The organism is Kitasatospora sp. NPDC048407 (assembly GCF_043200475.1).
In the GTDB taxonomy this organism is placed as follows: domain Bacteria; phylum Actinomycetota; class Actinomycetes; order Streptomycetales; family Streptomycetaceae; genus Kitasatospora.
On sequence record NZ_JBICXW010000016.1, the window covers coordinates 23,908 to 46,722 of the forward strand.

Here is a 22,815-nt window from a genome sequence, read left to right on the forward strand (position 1 = left end):
GCGCGCGTCCTGCCCCACCCGTCGTGGTCCGCACACCACTCCCGACCCTGGTTTATGAGAATAAACGCGATCACCGCACCGTGGAGTCCGTTTCCGGCCAACTCGTTCGCCGTTGGGCGATTATCGCCCGCCGACCGAAGCGCACCGTCGCCCGCAACGGAGCGCACCAGCCCCCCGCACGCCGCCCGCCACGCCCGCACCACACCCCTGACCAGCCCCAATACCCCATCAACCACCCAGCCGCCGGCGTTTATCGAACGTCAATTGCGGCCTGGCAGAGTCTTCCTCAGCGCCGGGGAAGCGTCAAAGCGTTCCCGCAGCCGGGGGGCTGCGGGAACGCTGACGCCCCGGGGGGACGGGCCTTCGCCGGGGGACCAGGGGGGTACCACGGGGGAGCGAAGGCCTTACGGCGCGGGGGGAGGAGAAGGCTCGGTGTGCCGAGAGTCGATGAGGTCCTGCACGGGCTGGGCCTCGGGCACACCGAGCCGCGTGAACACCGTCAACGCCTCCTGAAGACACGCCAGACCGCGCGAAGGCTGCCCGAGTTCGAGCAGCGCCTCGCCGAGAGCGGCGTTGGCCATGCCCTGGCAGTACGCCGCCTCGATCTCCTGCGCGATCGACAACGACTCCTCCGCCGCCTCCGCCGCCGCCGCGAACTGACCGTCGGCCAGCAGGCAGGCGGCGAGGCGGGCGAGGGAGTAGCCCTCCCAGATCGGGTGCTGATGGGCGCGATACAGCTGATGCGCGTCGCGGAGGTGCACGGCGGCCTCGCCGGGCTCGCCGGTCGCCCGCAGTACCACGCCCAACTGGTAGAGGGTGTCGGCCAGGCAGGAGGCGTTGCCGGCCGCCCGGGCAGCCGTCACCGCCGCCCGGGCGGCCTCCACCGCCTCCTCGTGCCGGTCCAGCCCGACGTAGGAGCGCGCCATGTTGCCGAGCAGCCGTGCCTCGGCGATCGGCGCGTTGAGTTCGGACGCGATCAGGCGGGCGTGCTCGAGGAACGGCAGCGCCTTGGCCGGCCGGCCCGTCATGATCAGGACGGTCGCCATGGTGCTGGCCGTGACCAGCCGCAGTATGGTGGCTCGCTCGGCGGGCTGGAGGGCCAGGCTGGCCGCCAACGCTTCCTCCGCCTCGGTGAGTTCCGCCGCCACCTGGTGCATGTGGCCGAGCGCGTAGTGCACCCGGGCCAGGGTCCCGGCGTCGTTCCGGGCCGCAGGATTCGCGGCGGCGGCGTGCAGCACACTGCGGATGCGCGGGGCGAGCGACGGGTCGTCGACCACGCTGGTCATGCTCTGGAGAACGTCCACGGCGGGCTGGACCAGGTCCAGTGGGGCACTGGCCGCCGCCTCGACAGTGCCGAGCAGCACCGCGACCTCCGACCGGAGCCACTCGCGGGCCGTGGCTGTGCCGGAGAACGGCAGTCCGGGCGCCTGCGCGATGTGCAGCGGTTCCACCGGCTCGTCGTCGGGTTCGAGCACGTGCGCGGCGTTTCGGATGGTGGCGTGGAGCAGGTCCAACAGCCGCAGCAGGGCCGCCTGCTGGTTCTCCGGGTCACCGGTCTTGGCGTTCTGTCGCTGGGCGTAGAGACGCAGCAGATCGTGGTAGCGGTACCGGCCGGGCGTGAAGCACTCCAGCATGTTCGCTTCGACCAGGGCCTCCGCCAGATCCTCCGCCTCCTGCTCGGCAACGCCGAGCAGCGCGGCGACGGCCGCCAGTGGCAGGTCCGGCGAGTCCACCAACGCGAGCAGCCGGAACGCCCGGGCCTCCTCGGGCTGGAGCTGGGCGTAACCGAGCCCCAGGGTGGTCTCCACGGCGAGGTTGCCGAGCTGGAGCTCCTGGAGACGGTTGCGCTGGTCCGCTAACCGGCGCGCGAGGTCCGAGACGCTCCAACGCGGCCGGCTGGCCAGCCGGGCGGCGGCGATGCGGACCGCCAGCGGCAGGAAACCGCAGAAGGTCACCACCTGGAGCGCGGCCTCGGGTTCGGCGGCCACCCGCTCGACGCCGACGATCGCCGAGAACAGCGCCAGCGCCTCGTCCGGGGTCAACTCCTCGATGTCCACCAGGTGCGCGCCGGGGATCTCCGCCAGCCGCGAACGGCTGGTCACCATGACGGCGTTGCCGGAGACACCAGGGATCAGTGGCCGCAGCTGCTGGGCGTCGCGGGCGTTGTCGAGCAGGATCAGCATCCGCTTGTCGGCCAGCAGCGAGCGGTACATCGCGGCGCGCTGGTCCAACGAGTCGGGGGCGTCGGGCGCGCCCAGCGCGTGCAGGAAGTCACCGAGCACGACAGCCGGGTCGGCCGGGGACGCACCCGCGCCGCGCAGGTCCACGTACAGCTGCCCGTCCGGGAAGTCCGGCCGCAGCAGGTGTGCCACGTGCACCGCGAGGGTGGTCTTCCCGACACCGCCGATGCCGGCCAGCGAGGTGACGACCACGGCTTGGCCGGAACCCGCCCTCAGTACGTCCCGGAGCTCGTTCACAATCTTGCTGCGACCGCTGAAGTCCGATACATCGGCCGGGAGTTGAGCCGGCGGGACGAACGACGCCGACTCCTCCGCGGCGAGCTTTGGCGGGACGGCGAGTACCGCCATCAAGTCCGGGTCCCCGGCCAGGATGCGGGCGTGCATCGCGGCCAGCGCGGTGCCGGGCTCGACGCCCAGTTCCTCGATCAGCAGCTTCCGGGTGTCCGCGTAGACACCCAGGGACTCGGCCTGCCGGCCGCTGCGGTACAGCGCCAGCATCAGCAGCTCGCGCAGCCGCTCGCGCAGCGGATGGGCGGTGGACAGCGAGTTGAGCTCGGAGACGACATCGGCGTGCAGGCCGATCTCCAGCGCCATCGCGCAGCGCTCCTCGGCCACCGTCAGCCGGCGCTCCGTCAACCGGCTGCGCTGCGACTCGGCGTAGGGCCCCGGCACTCCCGGAAGCGGGCGGCCACTCCACAGGTCGAGCGCCGAGACCAACCCGTCGTGAGCGGAACGGAACGCGCCCTCGGCGCGCGCGTTCGCGGCGTCCACGACCCGCTGTTCGAAGACCGCCAGGTCCATGGATTCCGGCGAGATCCGCAACGCGTAGCCGTCGCTCACCGAGACCAGAACCTCGGCGGGCTTGCGGACCTCCCGGTTCGGCTCCAGTACCGAGCGCAGCCGGGAGATGTAGGTGCGCAGCGCGGCGACCGCCTGCGGCGGGGTCCGGTCGCCCCAGATGCCGTCCACCAGGTCATCGGTGGTCACCGGGCGGCCCTCGCCGAGCAGCAGGGCGACCAGGACCGCCTGCTGTTGCGGCGATCCGAGCGCCAACGGAGCGTCACCACGCCATGCCTGGACAGGGCCGAGCACTTGGAAGCGCAACGCCTCGGCGGAGCGCGTGCCCTGAAGCTCCATGTCCTCCCCTGTGGCCGATGAACCGTCTGTCCCTCACGCTGACGCCGGTCGTGTGGGGGCGTCAGCTTATGAGGGTGCGAGCAAACGTCCACCAAGCGGATGCGAGGTACGACGTTTATGAGACATTTAGCGGTCCCTACGATACTGGGCCGCGCGCCCGGGCCTAGTCGTCCGGGTGACCCATCCTCACCTGAAAGGCGGCCCACCCCATGGCCGACGAGACCACCACCCTCGTTCCCCCGCCGGGCCAGACCCCGGCCCCGGTCGAGCACATCGCCGAGCCCACCGACCAGACCGCGATCGAGCGCGCCCTCGAGGTGCTGGCCGGGCAGCCGGCGGCCCCGGACGTGGAGCGGATCGAGAAGCCGGTCGCGCCGAACGACGACGAGAAGTTCGAGCCGCTCGGCACCGTCCCGAACACCCCGTGATCGACGTCCGAACTCGCAGAACGAGCCCCGACCCTCACCGGCCGGGGCTCGTCCCGTTTCAGCGGGTCACTGCGCCGAGCGCACCCGCAGGTTGGTGATCAGCGGGCCGTCCGTGACCTCGGCGAAGAAGTCGTTGCCCTTGTCGTCCACCACGATGAACGCCGGGAAGTCCTCGACCTCGATGCGCCAGACGGCTTCCATGCCGAGCTCGGGGTACTCCAGGACCTCGACCTTCTTGATGCAGTCCTGCGCGAGTCGCGCCGCCGGGCCGCCGATCGAGCCGAGGTAGAAGCCGCCGTGCTCGTTGCAGGCCTTGGTGACCTGCTTGGAGCGGTTGCCCTTGGCGAGCATGACCATCGAGCCGCCCGCGGCCTGGAACTGGTCGACGTAGGAGTCCATCCGGCCGGCCGTGGTGGGGCCGAAGGAGCCGGACGCGTAGCCCTCGGGGGTCTTGGCGGGGCCGGCGTAGTAGACCGGGTGGTCCTTCATGTACTGCGGCATGCCCTCGCCGGCGTCCAGACGCTCCTTGATCTTTGCGTGCGCGATGTCGCGGGCGACGACCAGCGTGCCGGAGAGCGAAAGCCGGGTCTTCACGGGGTACTTGGAGAGCTGCTCGCGGATCGCGGCCATCGGCTGGTTGAGGTCGACCCGGACCACGTCGCCGTCCAGGTGGGCCTCGGTGGTCTCCGGCAGGTACTTGGCCGGCTCGGTCTCCAGCTGCTCCAGGAACACGCCCTCGGCGGTGATCTTGCCGAGCGCCTGGCGGTCGGCCGAGCAGGAGACGGCCATCGCGACGGGCAGCGAGGCACCGTGGCGGGGGAGGCGGATGACGCGGACGTCGTGGCAGAAGTACTTGCCGCCGAACTGGGCGCCGATGCCGATCTTCTGGGTGAGTTCGAAGACCTTCTGCTCCAGCTCCAGGTCGCGGAAGCCGTGGCCGGTCTTGGCGTCGCCGCCGGTCGGCAGGTTGTCCAGGTAGTGCGCGGAGGCGTACTTCGCGGTCTTCAGGGCGAATTCGGCGCTGGTGCCGCCGACCACGATCGCCAGGTGGTACGGCGGGCAGGCCGCGGTGCCGAGCGAACGGATCTTCTGCTCCAGGAAGTTGAGCATCGACGATTCGTTGAGGATCGCCTTGGTCTCCTGGTACAGGTACGACTTGTTCGCCGAGCCGCCGCCCTTGGCCATGAACAGGAACTTGTAGGCGTCCCCGTCGGTGGCGTACAGCTCGATCTGGGCGGGCAGGTTGTTGCCGGTGTTCTTCTCGTCCCACATGGTCACGGGGGCCATCTGGGAGTAGCGCAGGTTCAGCTTGGTGTACGCGTCGTACACGCCGCGGGCGATCGCCGACTCGTCCTGACCGGAGGTCAGCACGTTCTGGCCGCGCTTGCCCATCACGATCGCGGTGCCGGTGTCCTGGCACATCGGGAGGATGCCGCCGGCCGAGATGTTGACGTTCTTCAGCAGGTCCAGCGCGACGAAGCGGTCGTTCGGGCTGGCGTCCGGGTCGTCCAGGATGCGGCGCAGCTGGGCCAGGTGGGCCGGGCGCAGGTAGTGCGAGATGTCGTGCATCGCCTCGGCGGTGAGCAGCCGCAGGGCCTCCGGCTCGACCTGCAGGAAGGTGCGACCGCCGGCCTCGAAGGTGGAGACGCCCTCGGAGGTGAGCTTGCGGTACGGGGTGGTGTCCGCACCGAGCGGGAGCAGGTCGCGGTAGGCGAACTCTGAAGCCATGGGGGAGATCCTTCAGTTCTTTCGGCGTCGTCGACGAGGCACCCTCCAGGTTAGGCGCACGGAGCACGGCCCCGGCGCTCAGGTCGGCCTGCGTGACGCGGGTCACGCATGCGCGCCCGTGAGTGAGCCGCCCGCTCGCGCCATCCGTACGCGCCCGCCGCGCTTCCGGTCCGTGCCACGCGCATTGCGTCGAACCGGCGTTCGGGCCGGGAGTGGGCTCGCTAGGCTTGTGACGTGGACAACTCTCCCGAGCAGCAGCAGCCGCAGGGCCAGCCGCCCGCCCCGATGAAGAAGAACGAGCCCGCGCCGGCTCCCGGTACCGACCTGGCCGGCGAGCTCCGGGCCGCCGACGCCGACCGCGAGCGGGTCGCCGACCTGCTGCGGGACGCCTACGCGGAGGGCCGGCTCACCGTCGACGAGCACGCCGAACGGATCGAGGCCGCCTACAACGCCCGCACCTTCGGCGAACTGGAGCCGCTCACCCGCGATCTGCCCAGCCACCCGGGGCCGATCCGGCACAACCTGACCAAGCCGCCGCTGGACGCCCCGGCCCCCGCCCCGCAGCAGCAGCAGCCGCCGCTGCCGCCGGCCCGGGCCGAATCGCCCACGATGCTCGCGGTGTTCGGCGGCGCCGCCCGCAAGGGCCGCTGGCGGGTGAGCTCGCACCTGAAGGCCGTGGCCGTGTTCGGCGGCGTCGAGATCGACCTGACCGACGCGGTGTTCGAGTCGCCCGAGGTGGTCATCGAGGTGATCGCGGTGTTCGGCGGCGTCGAGATCCGGGTCCCGGAGAACGTCACCCTGCAGGGCAGCGGCGCCGGCATCTTCGGCGGTTTCGACGTCCGCGAGCAGACCTCGCCGGACCCGTACGCGCCGGTGGTGCGGATCAAGGGCGCGGCGGTGTTCGGTGGCTGCGAGGCCAGGCCGAAGCGCGGCAAGAAGCTCAAGGAGTGGGTGCGCCGGCAGCTGGAGGGCTGACCTGCGGAAACCTCGCGGGGCGTCAACTCACCTGGCGGCACTCGTCGTTGTTCCGAGTGCACTGGGTAGTCGATTGCGTGCGGTGTGCATGAATCCGGGGGCGGCGGGGTAGTTCCAATCGCACATCGTTCCTGTACGGCTGTGACCCCGCGGGTCGGCGACGGTGCCACGGCGAGGGAGCACGGGGCAGTCGGGCAGGAGGCGACCGATCCCCGAGCCTTGAGCCTGGTCAGGAGTCACCGTGCTGCATCCGATCGAGTCCACCGCCGCCGCCCGCCGCCCCGCGGCCCCGCCGGATCAGGACGACAGCCCCTGGCACACTTCGGCCGCCTGCCGCAGCGACGAGGCCGGGTTGTTCTTCGCTCCCTCCAAGGAGCCGACGGCCACCCGGCTCTCCCGCGAGGAGCAGGCCAAGCGGGTCTGTGCGCGCTGCCCGGTGCTGCTCGAATGCCGCGAGCACGCGCTGGCCCAGCCCGAGCCGTACGGCGTCTGGGGCGGGCTGACGGCCGCCGAGCGCCGCGTGGTGCTCGCCCGCCGGCGCCGCCGGGAGGCCGAACTGCTGGACGCCAGGCGCCTGACGGGCCGGATAGCCGGCTGAGAACGGACGCGGGGCCGCCGGGGAGGTTCTCCCCGGCGGCCCCTGAACGCCTGTTCGTCATCGCCGACCGGTCAACGGCGACCGGTCAACGCCGATCCGTCAACGCCGATCCGTCAACGGCGACCGGTCAACGCCCGTTCGCGGGCGTCTCGTTCGCGTACGCGCCGGTCCGGCCTCAGTTGGCCCGGCCGAAGTCGATCGCGCTGTAGGCCCGCAGCTTCGACAGCTTGTGGGTTGAGTCGATCTGCCGGATCGTTCCGCTCTTGGAGCGCATCACCAGCGACGAGGTGGTGGCGGTCTCCGAGCGGTAGTGGACGCCGCGCAGCAGCTCGCCGTCGGTGATGCCGGTGGCGACGAAGAACACGTTCTCGCCGCTGACCAGGTCGTCGGTGTGCAGCACCCGGTCCAGGTCGTGGCCGGCGTCCAGCGCCTTGCGCTTCTCGGCCTCGTCCTTGGGCCACAGTCGGCCCTGGATGGTGCCGCCCATGCACTTCATCGCGCAGGCCGCGATGATGCCCTCGGGGGTGCCGCCGATGCCCATCAGCAGGTCGACGCCGGTGCCCTCGCGGGCCGCCATGATCGCGCCGGCCACGTCGCCGTCGGAGATGAACTTGATCCGGGCGCCGGCCTCGCGGATCTCCCTGACCAGGCCGTCGTGGCGGGGCCGGTCGAGGACGACGACGGTGACGTCCTCGACGGCGGAGCCCTTGGCCTTGGCGACCCGGCGGATGTTGACGGCCGCGGGGGCGGTGATGTCCACGAAGTCGGCGGCCTCGGGGCCGCAGACCAGCTTGTCCATGTAGAAGACCGCGCTGGGGTCGAACATGGTGCCGCGGTCGGCGACCGCGAGGACCGCGACGGCGTTGTTCATGCCCTTGGCGGTCAGCGTGGTGCCGTCCACCGGGTCGACCGCCACGTCGCATTCGGCGCCGGTGCCGTCGCCGACCCGCTCGCCGTTGTACAGCATCGGGGCTTCGTCCTTCTCGCCCTCGCCGATGACGACGACACCGTTCATCGAGACGGTGGACACCAGGGTGCGCATCGCCTTCACGGCCGCGCCGTCGGCGCCGTTCTTGTCGCCCCGGCCGACCCAGCGGCCGGCGGCCATCGCGGCGGCCTCGGTGACCCGGACCAGTTCGAGGGCCAGGTTGCGGTCGGGGGCTTCCGGCGCGACCTCCAGGGCGCTGGGAAGGTGGTGCGGGTACTGCGTGGTCATCGTCGTTACCTCTCTGTACGCGACGACAAGTCAGCATCGGGTCACGGAGGGTCACCGGCGCTGCTGCGAGGGTTGTTGCGATCGTATCGGCAGGTGGAACGGGAGTCTGCGGCGCACTCCGCGCGCACCGTTACGGGGCGGCCCGAGCGCCGGTCTTCCGTAAGCGCCGCCTACCATGGGCGGGTGGCAGGCAACAGCAGCAAGAAGGGCCGTCAGTCGGTACGGGACATGGTCCTGTCGATGGCGGCGGTCGGCGTCGTGGTGGCGGTCGCGTACTTCAGCATCCCCAGCGCGGACGGCAAGGGCGGCGTGCACCGGGTGCCGTTCCAGGCGGAACTGTCCTCGGCGAAGCGCGCCGCGCCGTACCCGCTGCTCGGCCCGCAGCCGCTGCCGGAGGGCTGGCAGGCCACCTCGGTGAGCTACAGCCCGAGTGACAAGGGCCACGCCGTCTGGCACCTGGGCCTCAGCACCGCCTCCGGCCAGTACGCGGCGGTCGAGCAGAGCGACGGCAAGCCCGACGAAGTGGTCGCCAAGAACGTGCCCGGCGGCAAGCCGGACGGCACCTCCACGGTGGCCGGCCAGGAGTGGCAGCGGGTGCAGGGCGACCGCTACCGGGCGCTGACCCGCCCGGCCGGCGACAAGGGCACCACGGTGCTCACCGGCACCGCGTCGTACGAGGAGCTCGCGCAGCTCGCCGAGACGCTGAAGTAGTCGCGCGAGCACGCGGAAGGCCCCCGCCGGGGAACGGCGGGGGCCTTCGCTGTCACGGTGCCGAGCGGACTCAGACGGTGGTGACGACCTCGTCGTAGGCCAGGCGCGGGCTGCGCGGGAACCAGGCGTCCTCGCCCGGCTTGCCGATGTTGACGACGGCCAGCACCGAGTGGTCGCCCTCGCCGAAGAACTCCTTGTTGATGCCCTCGGCGTCGTAGCCGGTCATCGGGCCCGCGGCCAGGCCGGCGGCGCGCACGCCGATGATGAAGTAGGCGGCCTGCAGGGCGCCGTTCAGCGCGGCGGAGGCCTCGCGGACCGGGCGCTCGCTGAAGAACATGTCCTTGGCCTGCGGGAAGTGCGGCAGCTGCGAGGGGAGCTCCTCGTGGAACTCGTTGTCGGCGGCCAGGATGGCGACCAGCGGCGCGCCGGCGGTCTTGGCCTGGTTGCCCTCGGCCATGTGCTGCACCAGGCGGGCGCGGCCCTCCTCGGAGCGGACCAGGACGATGCGCAGCGGCTGCTGGTTGAACGCGGTCGGGCCGAACTTCACCAGCTCGTAGATCGCCTGGATCTGCTCGTCGCTGACGGGCTCGTCCGAGAAGGTGTTGGCGGTGCGGGCCTCGCGGAAGAGCAGGTCCTGGGCGGCGGCGTCGAGGGCCAGGGTCATGGCGTTGTCCTACCTCAAAGCTGTGGGGCGGTTCGGGGCACGGCCGGTGCCGTACAGACCGATTCAACTTCGGTGAAAGTTAAACCATTCCCAAGATCCACTGTGATGCGCGCCACACCTCGCCGCGGCTACTCGCCGGCGGACTCCTCGGCCGCCAGCGCCGCGTCCAACCGGGCCCGGGCACCGTCCAGCCAGCGCTGGCACACCTTCGCCAGCTGCTCGCCGCGCTCCCACAGCGCCAGCGACTCCTCGAGCGTCGTCCCCCCGGTCTCCAGCCGCCGGACCACCTCCAGCAGCTCGTCCCGCGCCTGCTCGTACCCGAGCACCTGCTCGACATCCGCACCCTGCTGATCAGCCATGCCGCCCACCCTAGGGGCTCGCCCGGACAAAGCACTTGCGCCCCCGCCTACGCTGCCGGACATGAGCACCCCACGCCCGGCCCGCCCCGAGGACGCCGCCGAACTCGTCCGCCTGCGCACGCTGATGTTCGAGTCCATGCAGGGCGAATCGCGCCCCGGCCACTGGCAGCACACCGCCCAGGACCTGGTGGCCCGCCGGCTCGCCGAGCCCGACCGGCGCCTGCAGGCGTACGTGATCGACGACCCGGACAACCCCGGCCGGCTCGCCAGCTGCGCCGTCGGCACCCTGGAACAGCGACTGCCCGCCCCCGGCCACCCCGACGGCCTGTTCGGCTTCGTCTTCAACATCTGCACCGACCCCGACCACCGCGGCCGGGGCCACGCCCGGGCCTGCACCGAGGCGCTGCTCGCCTGGTTCGACGAACGCCGCGCCACCCGGATCGACCTGCACGCCAGCGAGGGCGGCGAGGCGCTCTACCGCAGCCTCGGCTTCCACGAGCACTCCACCGCGCTCTCCCGCCAGCGGCTGCTCACCGACCTCCCCGACTGAGCCGTCAGCCCTGCTCGGGCACCCGCACCTCGAACGCGCCGCCCGCCACCCGGGCGTGCAGCGCCTCGCCGCCGGCGACCTGCGCCGGGTCCGTCACCACCGCGCCGTCCTCGCGCTGCAGCACCGCGTACCCGCGCTCCAGGGTGGCCAGCGGCGACAGCGCCACCACCCGGGCCAGCGCGTGGCCGAGGTCGGTCTGCGCGTGGTCCAGCCGGTGCCCCAGCACCCGGCGGGCCCGCTCCACCAGCGCCGTCACCTCCGCGCCGCGCGCCGCCACCGCCTCGGTCGGTGCCGCCAGCGCCGGACGGCTGCGCACCGACGCCAGGCCCGCCGCCTCCCGGTCCACCCGGTGCACCACGTACCGCCGCGCCCGGTCCCGCAACTGCCGCACCCGGGCCAGCTCCTCGCCCACGTCCGGCACCACCCGCTTCGCCGCGTCGGTCGGCGTGGACGCCCGCAGGTCCGCGACGAAGTCCAGCAGCGGCTGGTCCGGCTCGTGCCCGATCGCGCTCACCACCGGCGTCCGGGCCGCCGCCACCGTCCGCACCAACTCCTCGTCGGAGAACGGCAGCAGGTCCTCCACGCTGCCGCCGCCGCGCGCCACCACGATCACCTCGACGTCCGGATGCGCGTCCAGCTCGCGCACCGCGGCACTCACCTGCGACACCGCCTGCGGCCCCTGCACCAGCACGTTCCGCACCTCGAACCGCACCGCCGGCCACCGCCGCCGGGCGTTCTCCAGCACGTCCCGCTCGGCCGCCGAACCCCGACCGGTCACCAGGCCCACACAGCCCGGCAGGAACGGCAACGGCTTCTTCCGGGACTCCTCGAACAAACCCTCGGCGAACAGCTTGCGCTTCAACTGCTCCAGCCGGGCCAGCAGTTCACCCAACCCGACGAGCCGGATCTCGGACGCCCGCAACGACAGCGTGCCGCGCGCCGTGTACCACTCCGGCTTCGCCAGCACGATCACCCGCGACCCCTCCTGCACGGCATCCGCGACCTGCTCGAACACCGACCGGAAGCACGTCACGGTCAACGAGACGTCCCGATCGGGGTCGCGCAGCGTCAGGAACACCATCCCCGCCCCCGGCCGCCGCGAGAGCTGCGCGATCTGCCCCTCCACCCACACCTCGCCCAGCCGATCGACCCACCCGCCGATCAGCGCCGAGACCTTAGCCACGGGCAGGGGCGCTTCGGGACTGCTCGCATTAGCCATTCCCAGAGGCTATGCGAACAGGGCGACAGGGCGCGGGCAAGGAGCGCACGTCCGCAAGGTCGCGATCACGTGCAGGTCAATGCCCCGCGTCGCGATCCTGCGGTCGGGTGCCTCCCGCTTCGCGCCGTTCCCCCCGCCCCTGACCTCGCATCCCCGCCAGCAACACCAACAAGCCCACCGCCAGCCAGATCCCGCCCACGATCAGCGCCGTGTGCGAAGCCTCCACCAGCACCGCGACGATCACCGCGATGCCCAGCAGCGGAACGACGGCGTGGCGCAGCCAGTCGCGGGAGTGGCCGCGCACCATGTACCAGCCCACCACCGAGGCGTGCAGCAGGATGAACGCGGTGAGCGCGCCGACGTTGACCACCGAGGTGAGCCGGTCGAGTCCGTCGTCGCGGCGGGCGGCCCAGACAGCGGCCACCAGCGTGATGACGGCGGCCGTCAGCAGCGCCCGCCGCGGGGTGGACGTGCGTTCCTCGACCACGCCGAGCCGCCGGGGCAGCCGCCCCTCCCGTCCCATCGCGAACACCAGCCGCCCGGCGGCGGCCTGCCCGGCCAGCGCGGCGAACGCGGCGCCGATCGCCTTGGACGCGGCGATCAGCACGTGTAGCCAGTGCCCGACGGCGGCTTCGACGGTGTCGTAGAACGCCGACCCCTGCGCGGCCGGGTCGGCGGCCAGCTGGCTCGGTGTCATGGGTTCCAGCACCGCCGCCAGGTAGGTCTGGACGACGAACAGCAGGCCGGCCAGCGCCAGGCACCACAGCACGGCCCTGGCGACCGCCGCCGACGCGCCGACCGCTTCTTCCACGAACGAGGCGATCGCGTCGAAGCCGAGGTAGGAGAGCACGGCGACGGACACCGCCGACAGCACCGCCGTCAACGAGAACCCGCCGGTTCCCCCGAACGGGGACCCCCAGTCCCGGGCCGCCCCGTGCAGCGCGAGTTCCACCGAGGCCGCGACCACGAACACCGCCAGCACCACGATCTCCATGGCCAGCACCGCGAAGCCGACCACGGCCGCCGTCCGCACCCCGATCAGGTTGAGCGCGGTGGTGATCAGCACCGCCAGCGTGGTCCACACCCACCGGGAGACGCCCGGCACCAGCGAGTTCAGCGCGATGCCGGAGAACAGGTACGCGACCGCGGGAATCAGCAAGTAATCGAGCATCGCCATCCACCCGGCGATGAACCCCGGCCCCTCGCCCAGTCCGGCCCGCGCGTACGCGAACACCGACCCGGCCCGGGGCACCGCCCGCACCATCTCGGCGTAGGACAGGGCGGTGAACCCCATCGCCACGGTGGCCACCAAGTAGACGGCGGCCACCGCCCCGTGGCTCTTCGCGTCCAGCACGCCGAACACGCCGACCGGCGCCATCGGGGCGATGAACAGCAGCCCGTACACCATCAGATCGCGCACCCCGAGAGTGCGCCGCAGTTCCGTCGAAGCCGCCTGTGTGCTCACCCTCGCCATTCCACCGGCCGCACCCGCCCCGACAGTGGCGACTCGCGTCCGTGCGGGCGGGACTCGCCCGTACGATGGAGCCATGTCCGCCAGTGCTCAGCGCCGTGTCCTGCTCGCCGCCCCCCGTGGCTACTGCGCGGGTGTCGACCGCGCCGTGATTGCCGTGGAGAAGGCCCTGGAGCAGTACGGGGCGCCCATCTACGTCCGTAAGCAGATCGTCCACAACAAGTACGTCGTGCAGACCCTGGAGAAGCAGGGCGCGATCTTCGTCGACGAGACGGAGGAGGTGCCCGAGGGCGCGATCGTGGTGTTCTCCGCGCACGGTGTCGCCCCGTCGGTGCACGACGAGGCCGAGGCCGGCAAGCTCGCCACCATCGACGCGACCTGCCCGCTGGTCACCAAGGTGCACAAGGAGGCCCGCCGGTTCGCCGACGAGGACTACGACATCCTGCTGATCGGCCACGAGGGCCACGAGGAGGTCGTCGGCACGATGGGCGAGGCCCCGGACCGGATCCACCTGGTGGACGGTGCCGAGGACGTCGCCAACGTGAAGGTCCGCGACGAGTCCAAGCTGGTCTGGCTCTCCCAGACCACCCTCTCCGTGGACGAGACCATGGAGACCGTCGGCGCCCTCAAGGAGCGCTTTCCGCTGCTGGTCTCGCCGCCCAGCGACGACATCTGCTACGCCACCCAGAACCGCCAGGTCGCCGTCAAGCAGCTCGCCCCCGAGGCGGACCTGCTGATCGTGGTCGGCTCGAAGAACTCCTCCAACTCGGTCCGCCTGGTCGAGGTCGGCCTGGAGTACGGCGCCAAGGCCGCCCACCTGGTCGACTTCGCCGACGAGATCGACCTCGCCTGGCTGGAGGGCGTGCAGACGGTCGGCCTGACCAGTGGCGCGTCCGTGCCGGAGATCCTGGTCGACGGCGTGCTGCAGCTGCTCGCCGCCCACGGCTTCGAGGACGTGCAGATCGTCAAGACCGCCGAGGAGCACCTGATCTTCTCGCTCCCCAAGGAGCTCCGCCGCGACCTGCGCGCCGAGGCCGCCGGCAAGCTCTGAGCCCCCGTCAGCCCCGTCCGGCGCCCGGTTCCCTCACCTGCGGGGGGGGGGGGGGGGGGGGGCGGGGGGGGGGGGGGGGGGGGGGCCCCCGCGCGGGGGGGGGGGCCCCCCCCCCCCCCCCCCCCCCCCCGCGGGGGGGGGCCCCCGGCCCCCGCGCCCCCCCCCCCGGCGCCACCCCCCCCCCCCCCCCCCCCCCCCCCCCCCCCCCCCCCCCGCCCCCGCCCCGGGGGGGGGGGGGGGGGCGGGGGCCGGGCGTCGCTCGTGCGGGCGCCGACCGTCCGGGAACGGCTGCGCCCGCCCCCGCGCCCCCGTACGTTGGTGCGAGAGCAGGCGGGCAGCGGAGGCCCCCGGCGGTACGGAAGGCGACGGCAGTGACGACGGTCTTCGGCGTGGACATCGGCGGCTCGGGCATCAAGGGCGCACCGGTCGACCTGGACAGGGGCGTGCTCGCGCAGGAGCGGCTCAAGGTGCTCACCCCGCACCCGTCCGGCCCGGACGCGGTGATCGACGCGGTCTGCGAGGTCGTCCGGCACTTCGGCCACCACGGGCCGGTCGGCCTGACCTTCCCCGGCGTGGTCGTCGACGGGCAGACCCGCACCGCCGCCAACGTCGACAAGAGCTGGATCGGCCTGGACGCCGCCACCCGGTTCACCGAGGCGCTCGGCATGCCCGCCACCGTGGTCAACGACGCCGACGCGGCCGGCCTCGCCGAAGTCACCCACGGCGCCGGCCGCGGCCGCTCAGGCGTGGTCCTGCTGCTCACCTTCGGCACCGGCATCGGCAGCGCGCTGTTCTCCGACGGCGTGCTCGTCCCCAACACCGAACTCGGCCACCTCGAAATGCGCGGCAAGGACGCCGAACGGCGCGCCTCCTCCGCCGCCAAGGAACGCCACGACCTCAGCTGGCCCCAGTGGGCCGGGCGGGTCGACGAGTACCTCGACCTGGTCGAGATGCTCTTCTCCCCGCAGCTGGTGATCGTCGGCGGTGGCGTCAGCCGCAAGCACGAGAAGTTCCTGCCCCTACTCAAGGACCGCCGCGCCGAGATCGTCCCCGCCGAGCTCCGCAACGACGCGGGCATCGTCGGCGCGGCGATGGCCGCCGGCCGGCAGCCGCTGACCGCCGGGCGCTGACCGGCCGCCGCCGGCCTACCGGGCCCGGTGGCGGCGGCGCTGGGCGATGTAACGCGCGGTGACGATCGCGGCGGCCAGGCCGGTGCCGGTGAACAGCCAGCCCGCACGCAGCGCCAGTCCGCCGGCCAGCGCCACCACCTGCCCGGTGACGCCGTTGGTGGCACCCGGCTGCAGCAGCACCAGCGCCGCCGCGAACGCGATCGGCCCGCAGATCGGGGCCGCCGGGAGGTCCGGGTACCGCACCCGCACGGCCAGCTGGAAGCACACCACCAGATAGCCGAGCCCGAACAGCACCCCGAGCCCCCCGAACACCAGCCGGTCCACCCCCGCGGCCACCAGCGTCCCGGCCGCCGCGACCACCCCGGTGCCCACCGCCGTCAGCCGGGCGGGCCGCCCGCCGGCCCGCCTCCGGCGGGCAGTCAGCAGCCGGTGCGGCAGCCGCTGCAGCCACTGCACGGCGGGCGGCCCGGTCCGGCCGCCGGCGGCCGTCCGCAACCGGGACTCTGGGGGCCGGCTCTGCCCCGGAACGGCGGCCTCGTCGGCGCCGCGCCCCGGCGCTCGTCTTCTCGGCCCTGGCGGCTGGGTACGGATGCTCTGCTCCACCTGACCAACGTACGGTCCGATCATCGACACCCTGTGTAATGGCTTCCCGGCAATTGGTCCGTGTCCGGCCGGTGCACGCCCCACCACGCTGCTTCGGGTCCGCGCACGCCCCGTAGACTGGGGGATCGGCCCGCACGGGCCACCTCGACGCCCTCCAAGCCACGGGACACCACTCTCCATGTCGCTCACGATCGGAATCGTCGGCCTGCCGAACGTCGGCAAGTCGACCCTGTTCAACGCCCTGACCAAGAACGACGTGCTGGCGGCCAACTACCCGTTCGCCACCATCGAGCCCAACGTGGGCGTCGTCGGCGTCCCGGACCCGCGGCTGGACAAGCTCGCCGAGATCTTCGGCTCGCAGCGCATCCTGCCCGCCACCGTCGACTTCGTGGACATCGCCGGCATCGTCCGCGGCGCCAGCGAGGGCGAGGGCCTGGGCAACAAGTTCCTCGCCAACATCCGCGAGGCCAACGCGATCTGCCAGGTCGTCCGTGCATTCACCGACCCCGACGTGGTCCACGTCGATGGCAAGGTGTCCCCCAAGGACGACATCGACACCATCCACACCGAGCTGATCCTCGCCGACCTGCAGACCATCGAGAAGGCACTGCCCCGGCTCCAGAAGGAAGCCCGGCTCAAGAAGGACACCGCCCCCGTCCTCGCCGCCGCCGAGGCCGCCCAGGCCGTCCTGGAAACCGGCAAGACCCTCTTCGAGGCCGGCTTCGACACCACCCTCGTCCGCGACCTCCACCTGATGACCGCGAAGCCGTTCCTCTACGTCTTCAACGTCGACGAGGACGCCCTCTCCGACGAGGACTTCAAGAACACCCAGCGCGCCCTGGTCGCCCCCGCCGAGGCCATCTTCCTCAACGCCAAGATCGAGTCCGAGCTCATCGAACTCGAGGACGACGAGGCCCTCGAGCTCCTCCAGTCCATGGGCCAGGACGAGCCCGGCCTCGCCACCCTCGCCCGCGTCGGCTTCGCCACCCTCGGCCTCCAGACCTACCTCACGGCAGGCCCCAAGGAAGCCCGCGCCTGGACCATCAAGCAGGGCGCCACCGCCCCCGAGGCCGCCGGCGTCATCCACACCGACTTCCAAAAGGGCTTCATCAAGGCCGAGGTCACCTCCTTCGAAGACCTCGTCGCCACCGGCTCCATCGCCGAAGCCCGCGCCAAGGGCAAGGCCCGCATCGAAGGCAAGGACTACGTCATGCAGGACGGCGACGTGGTGGAGTTCCGCTTCAACGTCTAGTTCGGGCGTTATCTGCGCAGGTCGGACGGGGTTCGTCTCTCTCGAGGCGGGCCCCGTCCGCTTTTTTCCGTGCTGACCTGGTGCCGACTTTTCAGGCCGCTGAACCGCCTGAGTGGTACGTTATGTGGTACCAGTCCTGGAGGGAGTTCAGTCGATGTCGATCACTGCCAGCGAGGCGCGCAAGGCTCTCTTCCCGTTGATCAAGAAGGTCAACGACGACCACGAGGCCATTGAAATTGTCTCCAAGCACGGCAACGCCGTACTCGTGTCGGCCGAGGACTACGCCGCCCTTCGCGAGGGTTCCTACCTGCTGCGCTCGCCGGTGAACGCCCGCCGCCTGCTCAAGGCGTACGAGAACGCCCTTGGCGGCGCGGGACTCTCCGAGCGGGAGCTCATCGACCCTGATGAGGCGGATGCCGAGAAGGGCGCCGCGTGAGGCTCGTCTTTGAAGAGGGCGGCTGGGAGGACTACACGTTCTGGCTCAAGAACGACCGCAAGATGCTCGCCCGGATCAACAAGCTCATTGAAGATGCCGTGCGCGACCCGTTCACGGGGATCGGCAAGCCCGAGCCGCTGAAGTACCACCTGCCCGGGGCCTGGTCGCGACGGATCGATGACGAGCACCGTCTCGTCTACCTGGTCACGGACCGGGAAATCGTCATTCTGGCGGCCCGCTACCACTACTGATTGCCGGTTGGGTGCATGCTCCCGCTGGTTGACGTTCCCAGCACCATGAAGGGGTCGGTCCGCCAGGGCCGGCCCCTTCGGTGCGTTCGATCAGAGATCGGCGACGAGTTGTTCGAGGTCGAGGTCGATCTTGAACGGGACCGGACGTTGGAGTGTGCCCCGGAAAATGCCGGCCGGGGCGTAAATCCGGGTGGCGTCGTCGAGTTCGTAGACGTGGACGGCGGGATGGCCGTCCTCGTCTTCGATGCGCCAGTAGTGCGGGATCCCGGCTTCCGCGTACTTGCGGAGCTTGACGGTGCGGTCGCGGTGGGCGGATTCGGGCGAGACGACTTCGACGGCCAGCGCGACCTCTTCGGGGGCGAGCCACGTGCGGTCGCGGTCGATCGGGGCGTCGGTCACCAGCAGATCCGGTTCGGGTCGGTTGCGGGAGTCGAGCCTGATGGTCATTTCCCTGCCCACTTTGAATCCCTGCGGGCACTGGCCCATGAGCGCGACGGTGAGCATAGTGACGAGGTGGCCGTGCCACCACCGCTGCGGCGACATCATGAAGACGAGTGCTCCGTCGATGAGTTCGGTGTGTCGAGGCGCCTCGGGGAGGCGGTCGAGATCCTCCGCGAACCAGCCCTCCGCGCGCGGCGGGCGCATCCAGTCGGGCAGTGAGGTCATGCTCCTCAGGGTAGTGGGTAGACACTGTCTGCGCTCCGCCGGTAGACAGTGTCTATGGATGAGGAGCAGACGTCCCTGCGTGAGCGCCTGGTGGATGCCGGGGTGGAGTTGGTGCTGGCGGAGGGGTCGGGGGCGGTGGGGTTGCGGGAGATTGCGCGGCGGGCGGGGGTGTCGCACGGGGCGCCGCGGCGGTATTTCGCTACGCATCGGGAGTTGTTGTCGGCGGTGGCGCGGCGGGGGTTCGAGGAGTTGGGGCGGCGGTTCGCGGGGGTGCGGGCGGAGGGGGCCAGGGGGCGGTTGGAGGGGGTGGCTCGGGAGTACTTGGCGTTCGCGGCGGAGCGGCGCGGGATGTTCGAGCTGATGTTCCGTCATGACCTGCTGAGCAGTGACGGGCGGGAGCCGGAGGGGCCGAGGCTGCGGGAGTCGACGGGGCCGCTGTTCGGGGGGATGGTCGGGCTGGTGGCGGAGTGCACGGGAGACGGGGAGCGGGCGCCGGTGGTGGCGGCGGCGTTGTGGGCGAACCTGCACGGGCTGGCGCAGTTGCAGGGGTGGGGGAGCGTCGAGTTGATGCTGGGGGCGGGGCGGGAGGACGCGCTGCTGGAGGCGGTCCTGGTGGCGCACCTGGGTGAGCGGTGAGCCGGTTCGCGCTGCCGGTGAGCGTCGCGGCCGCGATGCTGGTGGCGCTTGACGGCACCGTGCTGCTGATCGCCCAGCCGAGCATGCGACGCGAACTCGGGGCGGGTGCGGCCACGTTGCAGTGGACCAGTACCGGCTACCTGGTCGCGGTCGCGGCCCTGCTGGTGGTGGCCGGCCGGCTCGGCGACCGGTACGGGCACCGGGGGACGCTGCTGGCGGGGGTGCTGGGGTTCGGCGCGGCCTCGGCCGGGATCGCGGTCGCTCCCACCGTCGGCTGGGTGATCGGACTGCGGGTCGCCCAGGGCGCATTCGGGGCACTGTTGCAGCCGGGAACGCTCGCGCTGCTGCGGCTGTGCTGCCCGCCGGAGCGGCTCGGCTGGGCGATCGCGGTGCGGACGGGCGCGATCGCGGTCGCCGCCGGTGCGGGCCCGCTGCTCGGCGGCGCGCTGGTGGCGCAGTTCGGCTGGCGGGCGGTGTTCTGGATCAACGTGCCGGTCGCCATCGTGATCGCGGCCATGACGCTCGCGCTGCGACCGCCCGAGGTCGAACGGGGCCGCCAGCGGCTCGACCTGGCGGGCGCTGCGCTGCTCGCCGCCGCGCTCGCCGTACTGGTGCACGCCCTCGCCGGGATTCCCGACCGGGGTTGGCGCGACGCCGGCATCGTCGTCGAACTGGCCGTTGCCGCAGGTCTGTTGGTGGCGCTGGTCGGCCACGAGCGGCGTACCGCCGAGCCGGTGGTGCCACGCCCGGTGGCCCGGTCGCGGCCGGTGATCGGCTCGCTGGCGTTGCTCCTGACGTCCTCCGCCGGGCTGTTCGGCACCCTGTTCAGCACCACGTTCCGGCTCCAGGACGCGCTGCGTCTCGGCCCGCTGGACACCGCGCTGCGAATGCTGCCACTGACCGCGCTGATGGTGCTGGGCGCCCCGGCCGCCGCGCGGGCGCTGCGCCGGTACGGTCCGCGCCGCACCGCGTTCGGCGGAACGCTGCTGCTGGTGACGGGAATTGCCGCACTCGCCGGTCCGGGCGGCGGCGGGGCGGCGCCCGTCGCGACGGCGGTGGCGTCGGCGCTGCTGGGAGCGGGGTTCGCCGTGGTGATGGTGACGGCTACCGGCAGCGTCGTCGGCGACGCCCCGCCGGGGTACGCGGGCGCGGTCGGCGGACTGAAGCAGACCGCGATGAACATCGGCCCCACGCTGGGCATCGCCACCGTCTCCGGCGCCGGCCCGCACGGCGCCCTGCCGGCCCTGGCGCTGCTGGCCGCCGTCGGACTGCTCCCGGCCGCGACGCTGCCTGCCGCACGGCACCGGCCGGGTATGGGAGTTGCTGTCAGGAGTGGGTGATGCGTCCGTGCGCGGCGGGAGAGCTCGCGGCAAGGCAGCAGGTGTCAGGTCGTCGGGTTCGCCGAGGTCGGCTGCTTTCGGCCTGGTTGCCGCGCAATGCTCGCGGTGATGGGGAGGCGCTGCCCCGGGGCGTAGTTGTCCCGGCGGGTGATGTGTCGGGGCGGTGGTGGGAGTGCGGTTGGCGGCGCGGCAGTTGTCGGGTCCGGCGGTGTCGGCCGCCCAGGTCCCCCTGCGGCTTGCCGACTGCGCCGCGCTAGCCGTGGTGGGAGTTGATGTTCCGGCGGGCGGCGGGTCGGGGCGGTGGTGGAAGGGGCGGCGGCGGTGTCGGCTGCCGTTGGTCTACCTCCGGCCCTGCCCGCTGTACCGGGCGTTGCTGTCCCGGCCTGCTTGCCCCCGCAGCACCCGCCGGGCCGGGGAGGTGCCGGTCCGGCGGGGTTGCCGGCGACACGGGTCGCGCCGAGGAACGGCTGTCGGTGGCGCGTGACACGCTGGGCCGGTGACGGAAGAGCGAATGACAGGACGTCGGCCGGTCGGGGCGCTGAGTTCGACGGTGTTGGACTGCCCGGATCCGGAGCGGCTGGCGGCGTTCTACCAGCTGTTGACGGGCTGGGAGGTGACGTACCGCAGCGAGGCGTACGTGTTCATCGGGGACGGTCCGGTGCGGATCGGGTTCCAGCGGGTCGGTGGGTTTCGGCCGCCTGCCTGGCCGTCCGACGGGGCCCGTGCCCATCTCGACTTCACCGTGCCCGAGTTGGCGCCGGCGGTGGCCGAACTGCTGGCGGCGGGCGCGACGAGGCCGGAGCACCAGGCGGGCGGCGACCACTGGGTGACGCTGCTCGACCCGGACGGGCACCCGTTCTGCCTGGCGATCCCCGAATGACGACGGCCGGTACACCCACGCTGGCGGCGGACGGCGAACGCCTGGCCTGCACCGTGGTCGAACCCGCCGTCCCGGCCCGCCCCGGTACGGCGCTGCTGATGCACGGCGCGGGGAACAGCGGCAGGCATCGATGCCTGCCGCTGGCCCGGGAGTTGGCGGCTGCGGGCTGCCGCTCGGTGGTGTTCGACTTCGCGGGGCACGGCGAGAGCACCGGCGAGCTCGGGCAGCTCTCGCTGGCCCGCCGCGCGCGTCAGGCCCGTGCGGTGCTGGAGCGCCACGCGCCGGACGGGCCACTGCTGCTGGTCGGGTTCTCGATGAGCGGCCAGACCGTCGCCGACCTGCTGGGTGAGCCCGACATCGGCGACCGGGTGCGGGCGATCGCCCTCGGGGCCCCGGCCGCGTACGCCCGCGAAGTGCGTGAACTCCCGTTCGCTGCACCGGAGTTCACGGCCACCTTGCGCAGCCCGGGCAGTTGGCGCAGCAGCACGGCGTTCGAGACCTTCGCGGCGTTCGACGGCCGGGCGGTGCTGGTGCTGCCCGACACGGACGAGGTGATCCCGGCCGAGGTAACGAACGCTCTGGACGCCGCCCTGCGCACCCGTGCCGCGTACACCCGCCTCGTCCTGCCGGGCGCCGATCACATGCTCGGCACCTGGCTGAGCGGCCACCCGGAGCACCGCGCCCAGGTAGCTGCCGCGCTTCTCGGCGACGCCTGAACGGCTGTTGGGGCAGTTGCACGGCCATCCCGCCGCCGGTCGGGTCGGCACAAACCTGGGCGGTTTGGAGCGTCGCGCCCAAGTGGCTGCCGGGCTTCTCGCCGGGGCCTGATCGGCTGTTGGGCATCCGCACGGCCAGTGCGCCGCTGGCTGGGTCGGCACCTGGCTGAGCGGCCACCCGGAGCGTCGCGCCCAGGTAGCTGCCGCGCTTCTCGCCGGGGCCTGAACGGCTGTTGGGGCAATTGCACGGCCGGTCCGCAGACGCCTGAACCCATCAGGGCAGCCGCACGGCCAGTCCGCCGCCGGTCGGGTCGGCACAGACCTGGGCGGTCCGAAGCGTCGTGCCAGGTGCCTGAACGGCCGTCGGGGCAGCCGCACGGCCGATCCCGCCGCCGACCGGGGGCGCCCACCGGAGCGCCGCGCCCAGGTGGCCACCGCGTCTCTCGCCGACGCCTGAACGGCCGTCGCGCCCAGCCGCACGGCTGGCCCGCCCCGCCGACGTCTGAACAGTCGCAGAAGGGGGCGCCGCTGCCTGGTTGGGCGTCAGGGAGGCCGTAC

The 22,815-nt window shown here is 72.2% G+C and carries 23 protein-coding genes; 14 read left to right on the forward strand and 9 right to left on the reverse strand.

Annotation, left to right across the window (positions count from 1 at the left end):
- Positions 1-404: 404 nt before the first annotated feature.
- On the reverse strand, positions 405-3,377 hold the full coding sequence (locus tag ACGFWJ_RS25905) for a BTAD domain-containing putative transcriptional regulator (RefSeq protein WP_392953790.1): 2,973 nt from the start codon (positions 3,375-3,377) through the stop codon (positions 405-407).
- Positions 3,378-3,586: 209 nt separating this feature from the next.
- Here ACGFWJ_RS25905 and ACGFWJ_RS25910 point away from each other — a divergent pair, with 209 nt between their 5' ends.
- Positions 3,587-3,805 (forward strand): hypothetical protein, encoded by a 219-nt coding sequence (locus tag ACGFWJ_RS25910; RefSeq protein ID WP_392953793.1) that lies wholly within the window; start codon positions 3,587-3,589, stop codon positions 3,803-3,805.
- A 66-nt stretch (positions 3,806-3,871) separates the two neighbouring features.
- Here ACGFWJ_RS25910 and ACGFWJ_RS25915 read toward each other — a convergent pair whose 3' ends face one another.
- Positions 3,872-5,533, reverse strand: coding sequence for a fumarate hydratase (locus ACGFWJ_RS25915; protein ID WP_387868259.1), 1,662 nt, complete (start codon positions 5,531-5,533; stop codon positions 3,872-3,874).
- Between the two features lie 234 nt (positions 5,534-5,767).
- Here ACGFWJ_RS25915 and ACGFWJ_RS25920 point away from each other — a divergent pair, with 234 nt between their 5' ends.
- Positions 5,768-6,508 carry a DUF1707 domain-containing protein gene (locus tag ACGFWJ_RS25920; RefSeq protein ID WP_392953797.1) on the forward strand — a complete coding sequence of 247 codons (741 nt, stop codon included), beginning with the start codon at positions 5,768-5,770 and terminating at the stop codon, positions 6,506-6,508.
- A gap of 244 nt (positions 6,509-6,752) precedes the next feature.
- Complete coding sequence (locus ACGFWJ_RS25925; protein WP_387638868.1) at positions 6,753-7,106, forward strand: WhiB family transcriptional regulator; 354 nt, start codon at positions 6,753-6,755, stop codon at positions 7,104-7,106.
- Between the two features lie 175 nt (positions 7,107-7,281).
- On the opposite strand, the gene glpX is transcribed toward ACGFWJ_RS25925, so the two are convergent.
- Positions 7,282-8,322 carry a class II fructose-bisphosphatase gene (gene glpX, locus ACGFWJ_RS25930; RefSeq protein WP_387637798.1) on the reverse strand — a complete coding sequence of 347 codons (1,041 nt, stop codon included), beginning with the start codon at positions 8,320-8,322 and terminating at the stop codon, positions 7,282-7,284.
- Between the two features lie 183 nt (positions 8,323-8,505).
- Here glpX and ACGFWJ_RS25935 point away from each other — a divergent pair, with 183 nt between their 5' ends.
- A complete protein-coding gene (locus ACGFWJ_RS25935) occupies positions 8,506-9,033 on the forward strand; it encodes a DUF4245 domain-containing protein (protein WP_392953800.1) in 528 nt (175 codons plus the stop codon).
- A 70-nt stretch (positions 9,034-9,103) separates the two neighbouring features.
- On the opposite strand, the gene ACGFWJ_RS25940 is transcribed toward ACGFWJ_RS25935, so the two are convergent.
- Both ACGFWJ_RS25940 and ACGFWJ_RS25945 read right to left on the reverse strand, forming a co-directional pair.
- The gene (locus ACGFWJ_RS25940) at positions 9,104-9,697 is read right to left on the reverse strand and encodes a malonic semialdehyde reductase (RefSeq protein WP_392953803.1); all 594 of its coding nucleotides are present in this window, start codon (positions 9,695-9,697) and stop codon (positions 9,104-9,106) included.
- A gap of 128 nt (positions 9,698-9,825) precedes the next feature.
- Entirely contained in the window at positions 9,826-10,056 is a 231-nt protein-coding gene (locus ACGFWJ_RS25945) for an exodeoxyribonuclease VII small subunit (RefSeq protein ID WP_387637792.1), read from the reverse strand.
- Positions 10,057-10,117: 61 nt separating this feature from the next.
- On the opposite strand from ACGFWJ_RS25945, the gene ACGFWJ_RS25950 reads away from it, so the two are divergent.
- On the forward strand, positions 10,118-10,606 hold the full coding sequence (locus ACGFWJ_RS25950) for a GNAT family N-acetyltransferase (protein ID WP_392953806.1): 489 nt from the start codon (positions 10,118-10,120) through the stop codon (positions 10,604-10,606).
- Between the two features lie 4 nt (positions 10,607-10,610).
- Here the strand turns inward: ACGFWJ_RS25950 and xseA are convergent, their stop codons facing one another.
- Entirely contained in the window at positions 10,611-11,825 is a 1,215-nt protein-coding gene (xseA, locus tag ACGFWJ_RS25955) for an exodeoxyribonuclease VII large subunit (protein ID WP_387637787.1), read from the reverse strand.
- Between the two features lie 76 nt (positions 11,826-11,901).
- A complete protein-coding gene (locus ACGFWJ_RS25960) occupies positions 11,902-13,299 on the reverse strand; it encodes an APC family permease (RefSeq protein WP_392953810.1) in 1,398 nt (465 codons plus the stop codon).
- A 73-nt stretch (positions 13,300-13,372) separates the two neighbouring features.
- Here ACGFWJ_RS25960 and ACGFWJ_RS25965 point away from each other — a divergent pair, with 73 nt between their 5' ends.
- Together ACGFWJ_RS25965 and ppgK are read left to right on the forward strand one after the other, a co-directional pair.
- Positions 13,373-14,347 carry a 4-hydroxy-3-methylbut-2-enyl diphosphate reductase gene (locus tag ACGFWJ_RS25965; protein ID WP_387637783.1) on the forward strand — a complete coding sequence of 325 codons (975 nt, stop codon included), beginning with the start codon at positions 13,373-13,375 and terminating at the stop codon, positions 14,345-14,347.
- A gap of 371 nt (positions 14,348-14,718) precedes the next feature.
- Positions 14,719-15,477 (forward strand): polyphosphate--glucose phosphotransferase, encoded by a 759-nt coding sequence (ppgK, locus tag ACGFWJ_RS25970; protein ID WP_392953813.1) that lies wholly within the window; start codon positions 14,719-14,721, stop codon positions 15,475-15,477.
- Between the two features lie 15 nt (positions 15,478-15,492).
- On the opposite strand, the gene ACGFWJ_RS25975 is transcribed toward ppgK, so the two are convergent.
- Complete coding sequence (locus ACGFWJ_RS25975; RefSeq protein WP_392953816.1) at positions 15,493-16,080, reverse strand: DUF6542 domain-containing protein; 588 nt, start codon at positions 16,078-16,080, stop codon at positions 15,493-15,495.
- 178 nt (positions 16,081-16,258) lie between these two features.
- On the opposite strand from ACGFWJ_RS25975, the gene ychF reads away from it, so the two are divergent.
- The 3 genes from ychF to ACGFWJ_RS25990 all read left to right on the forward strand — a co-directional run bounded on the left by ychF (position 16,259) and on the right by ACGFWJ_RS25990 (position 18,019).
- Positions 16,259-17,332, forward strand: coding sequence for a redox-regulated ATPase YchF (gene ychF / locus ACGFWJ_RS25980; RefSeq protein WP_387637775.1), 1,074 nt, complete (start codon positions 16,259-16,261; stop codon positions 17,330-17,332).
- A gap of 154 nt (positions 17,333-17,486) precedes the next feature.
- Complete coding sequence (locus ACGFWJ_RS25985) at positions 17,487-17,768, forward strand: type II toxin-antitoxin system Phd/YefM family antitoxin (RefSeq protein ID WP_387868271.1); 282 nt, start codon at positions 17,487-17,489, stop codon at positions 17,766-17,768.
- Positions 17,765-18,019, forward strand: a complete 255-nt coding sequence (locus ACGFWJ_RS25990; RefSeq protein ID WP_392953821.1) for a Txe/YoeB family addiction module toxin — start codon at positions 17,765-17,767, stop codon at positions 18,017-18,019. Before ACGFWJ_RS25985 ends, ACGFWJ_RS25990 begins: the two co-directional genes overlap by 4 nt.
- A 90-nt stretch (positions 18,020-18,109) precedes the next feature.
- Here the strand turns inward: ACGFWJ_RS25990 and ACGFWJ_RS25995 are convergent, their stop codons facing one another.
- Positions 18,110-18,685 (reverse strand): Uma2 family endonuclease, encoded by a 576-nt coding sequence (locus ACGFWJ_RS25995; RefSeq protein WP_392953824.1) that lies wholly within the window; start codon positions 18,683-18,685, stop codon positions 18,110-18,112.
- Positions 18,686-18,739: 54 nt separating this feature from the next.
- Here ACGFWJ_RS25995 and ACGFWJ_RS26000 point away from each other — a divergent pair, with 54 nt between their 5' ends.
- The 4 genes from ACGFWJ_RS26000 to ACGFWJ_RS26015 all read left to right on the forward strand — a co-directional run bounded on the left by ACGFWJ_RS26000 (position 18,740) and on the right by ACGFWJ_RS26015 (position 22,257).
- Positions 18,740-19,321 (forward strand): TetR/AcrR family transcriptional regulator, encoded by a 582-nt coding sequence (locus tag ACGFWJ_RS26000; RefSeq protein ID WP_392953827.1) that lies wholly within the window; start codon positions 18,740-18,742, stop codon positions 19,319-19,321.
- Positions 19,318-20,661 (forward strand): MFS transporter, encoded by a 1,344-nt coding sequence (locus ACGFWJ_RS26005; RefSeq protein ID WP_392953830.1) that lies wholly within the window; start codon positions 19,318-19,320, stop codon positions 20,659-20,661. Before ACGFWJ_RS26000 ends, ACGFWJ_RS26005 begins: the two co-directional genes overlap by 4 nt.
- A gap of 511 nt (positions 20,662-21,172) precedes the next feature.
- Positions 21,173-21,541, forward strand: coding sequence for a VOC family protein (locus tag ACGFWJ_RS26010; protein ID WP_392953833.1), 369 nt, complete (start codon positions 21,173-21,175; stop codon positions 21,539-21,541).
- Entirely contained in the window at positions 21,538-22,257 is a 720-nt protein-coding gene (locus ACGFWJ_RS26015; RefSeq protein ID WP_392953836.1) for an alpha/beta hydrolase, read from the forward strand. Before ACGFWJ_RS26010 ends, ACGFWJ_RS26015 begins: the two co-directional genes overlap by 4 nt.
- Positions 22,258-22,815 lie beyond the last annotated feature (558 nt).

Bases quoted from the DNA above. Each gene is read 5' to 3' on its own strand.
- ACGFWJ_RS25910 (WP_392953793.1), top strand. From the start codon at position 3,587: ATGGCCGACGAGACCACCACCCTCGTTCCCCCGCCGGGCCAGACCCCG.
- ACGFWJ_RS26010 (WP_392953833.1), top strand. From the start codon at position 21,173: ATGACAGGACGTCGGCCGGTCGGGGCGCTGAGTTCGACGGTGTTGGAC.
- ACGFWJ_RS25915 (WP_387868259.1), bottom strand. From the start codon at position 5,533: ATGGCTTCAGAGTTCGCCTACCGCGACCTGCTCCCGCTCGGTGCGGAC.
- ACGFWJ_RS25960 (WP_392953810.1), bottom strand. From the start codon at position 13,299: ATGGCGAGGGTGAGCACACAGGCGGCTTCGACGGAACTGCGGCGCACT.
- ACGFWJ_RS25995 (WP_392953824.1), bottom strand. From the start codon at position 18,685: ATGACCTCACTGCCCGACTGGATGCGCCCGCCGCGCGCGGAGGGCTGG.
- ACGFWJ_RS25950 (WP_392953806.1), top strand. From the start codon at position 10,118: ATGAGCACCCCACGCCCGGCCCGCCCCGAGGACGCCGCCGAACTCGTC.
- ACGFWJ_RS26015 (WP_392953836.1), top strand. From the start codon at position 21,538: ATGACGACGGCCGGTACACCCACGCTGGCGGCGGACGGCGAACGCCTG.
- xseA (WP_387637787.1), bottom strand. From the start codon at position 11,825: ATGGCTAATGCGAGCAGTCCCGAAGCGCCCCTGCCCGTGGCTAAGGTC.
- ACGFWJ_RS25905 (WP_392953790.1), bottom strand. From the start codon at position 3,377: ATGGAGCTTCAGGGCACGCGCTCCGCCGAGGCGTTGCGCTTCCAAGTG.
- glpX (WP_387637798.1), bottom strand. From the start codon at position 8,322: ATGACCACGCAGTACCCGCACCACCTTCCCAGCGCCCTGGAGGTCGCG.
- ACGFWJ_RS26000 (WP_392953827.1), top strand. From the start codon at position 18,740: ATGGATGAGGAGCAGACGTCCCTGCGTGAGCGCCTGGTGGATGCCGGG.
- ACGFWJ_RS25965 (WP_387637783.1), top strand. From the start codon at position 13,373: ATGTCCGCCAGTGCTCAGCGCCGTGTCCTGCTCGCCGCCCCCCGTGGC.
- ACGFWJ_RS25945 (WP_387637792.1), bottom strand. From the start codon at position 10,056: ATGGCTGATCAGCAGGGTGCGGATGTCGAGCAGGTGCTCGGGTACGAG.
- ychF (WP_387637775.1), top strand. From the start codon at position 16,259: ATGTCGCTCACGATCGGAATCGTCGGCCTGCCGAACGTCGGCAAGTCG.
- ACGFWJ_RS25940 (WP_392953803.1), bottom strand. From the start codon at position 9,697: ATGACCCTGGCCCTCGACGCCGCCGCCCAGGACCTGCTCTTCCGCGAG.
- ACGFWJ_RS25985 (WP_387868271.1), top strand. From the start codon at position 17,487: ATGTCGATCACTGCCAGCGAGGCGCGCAAGGCTCTCTTCCCGTTGATC.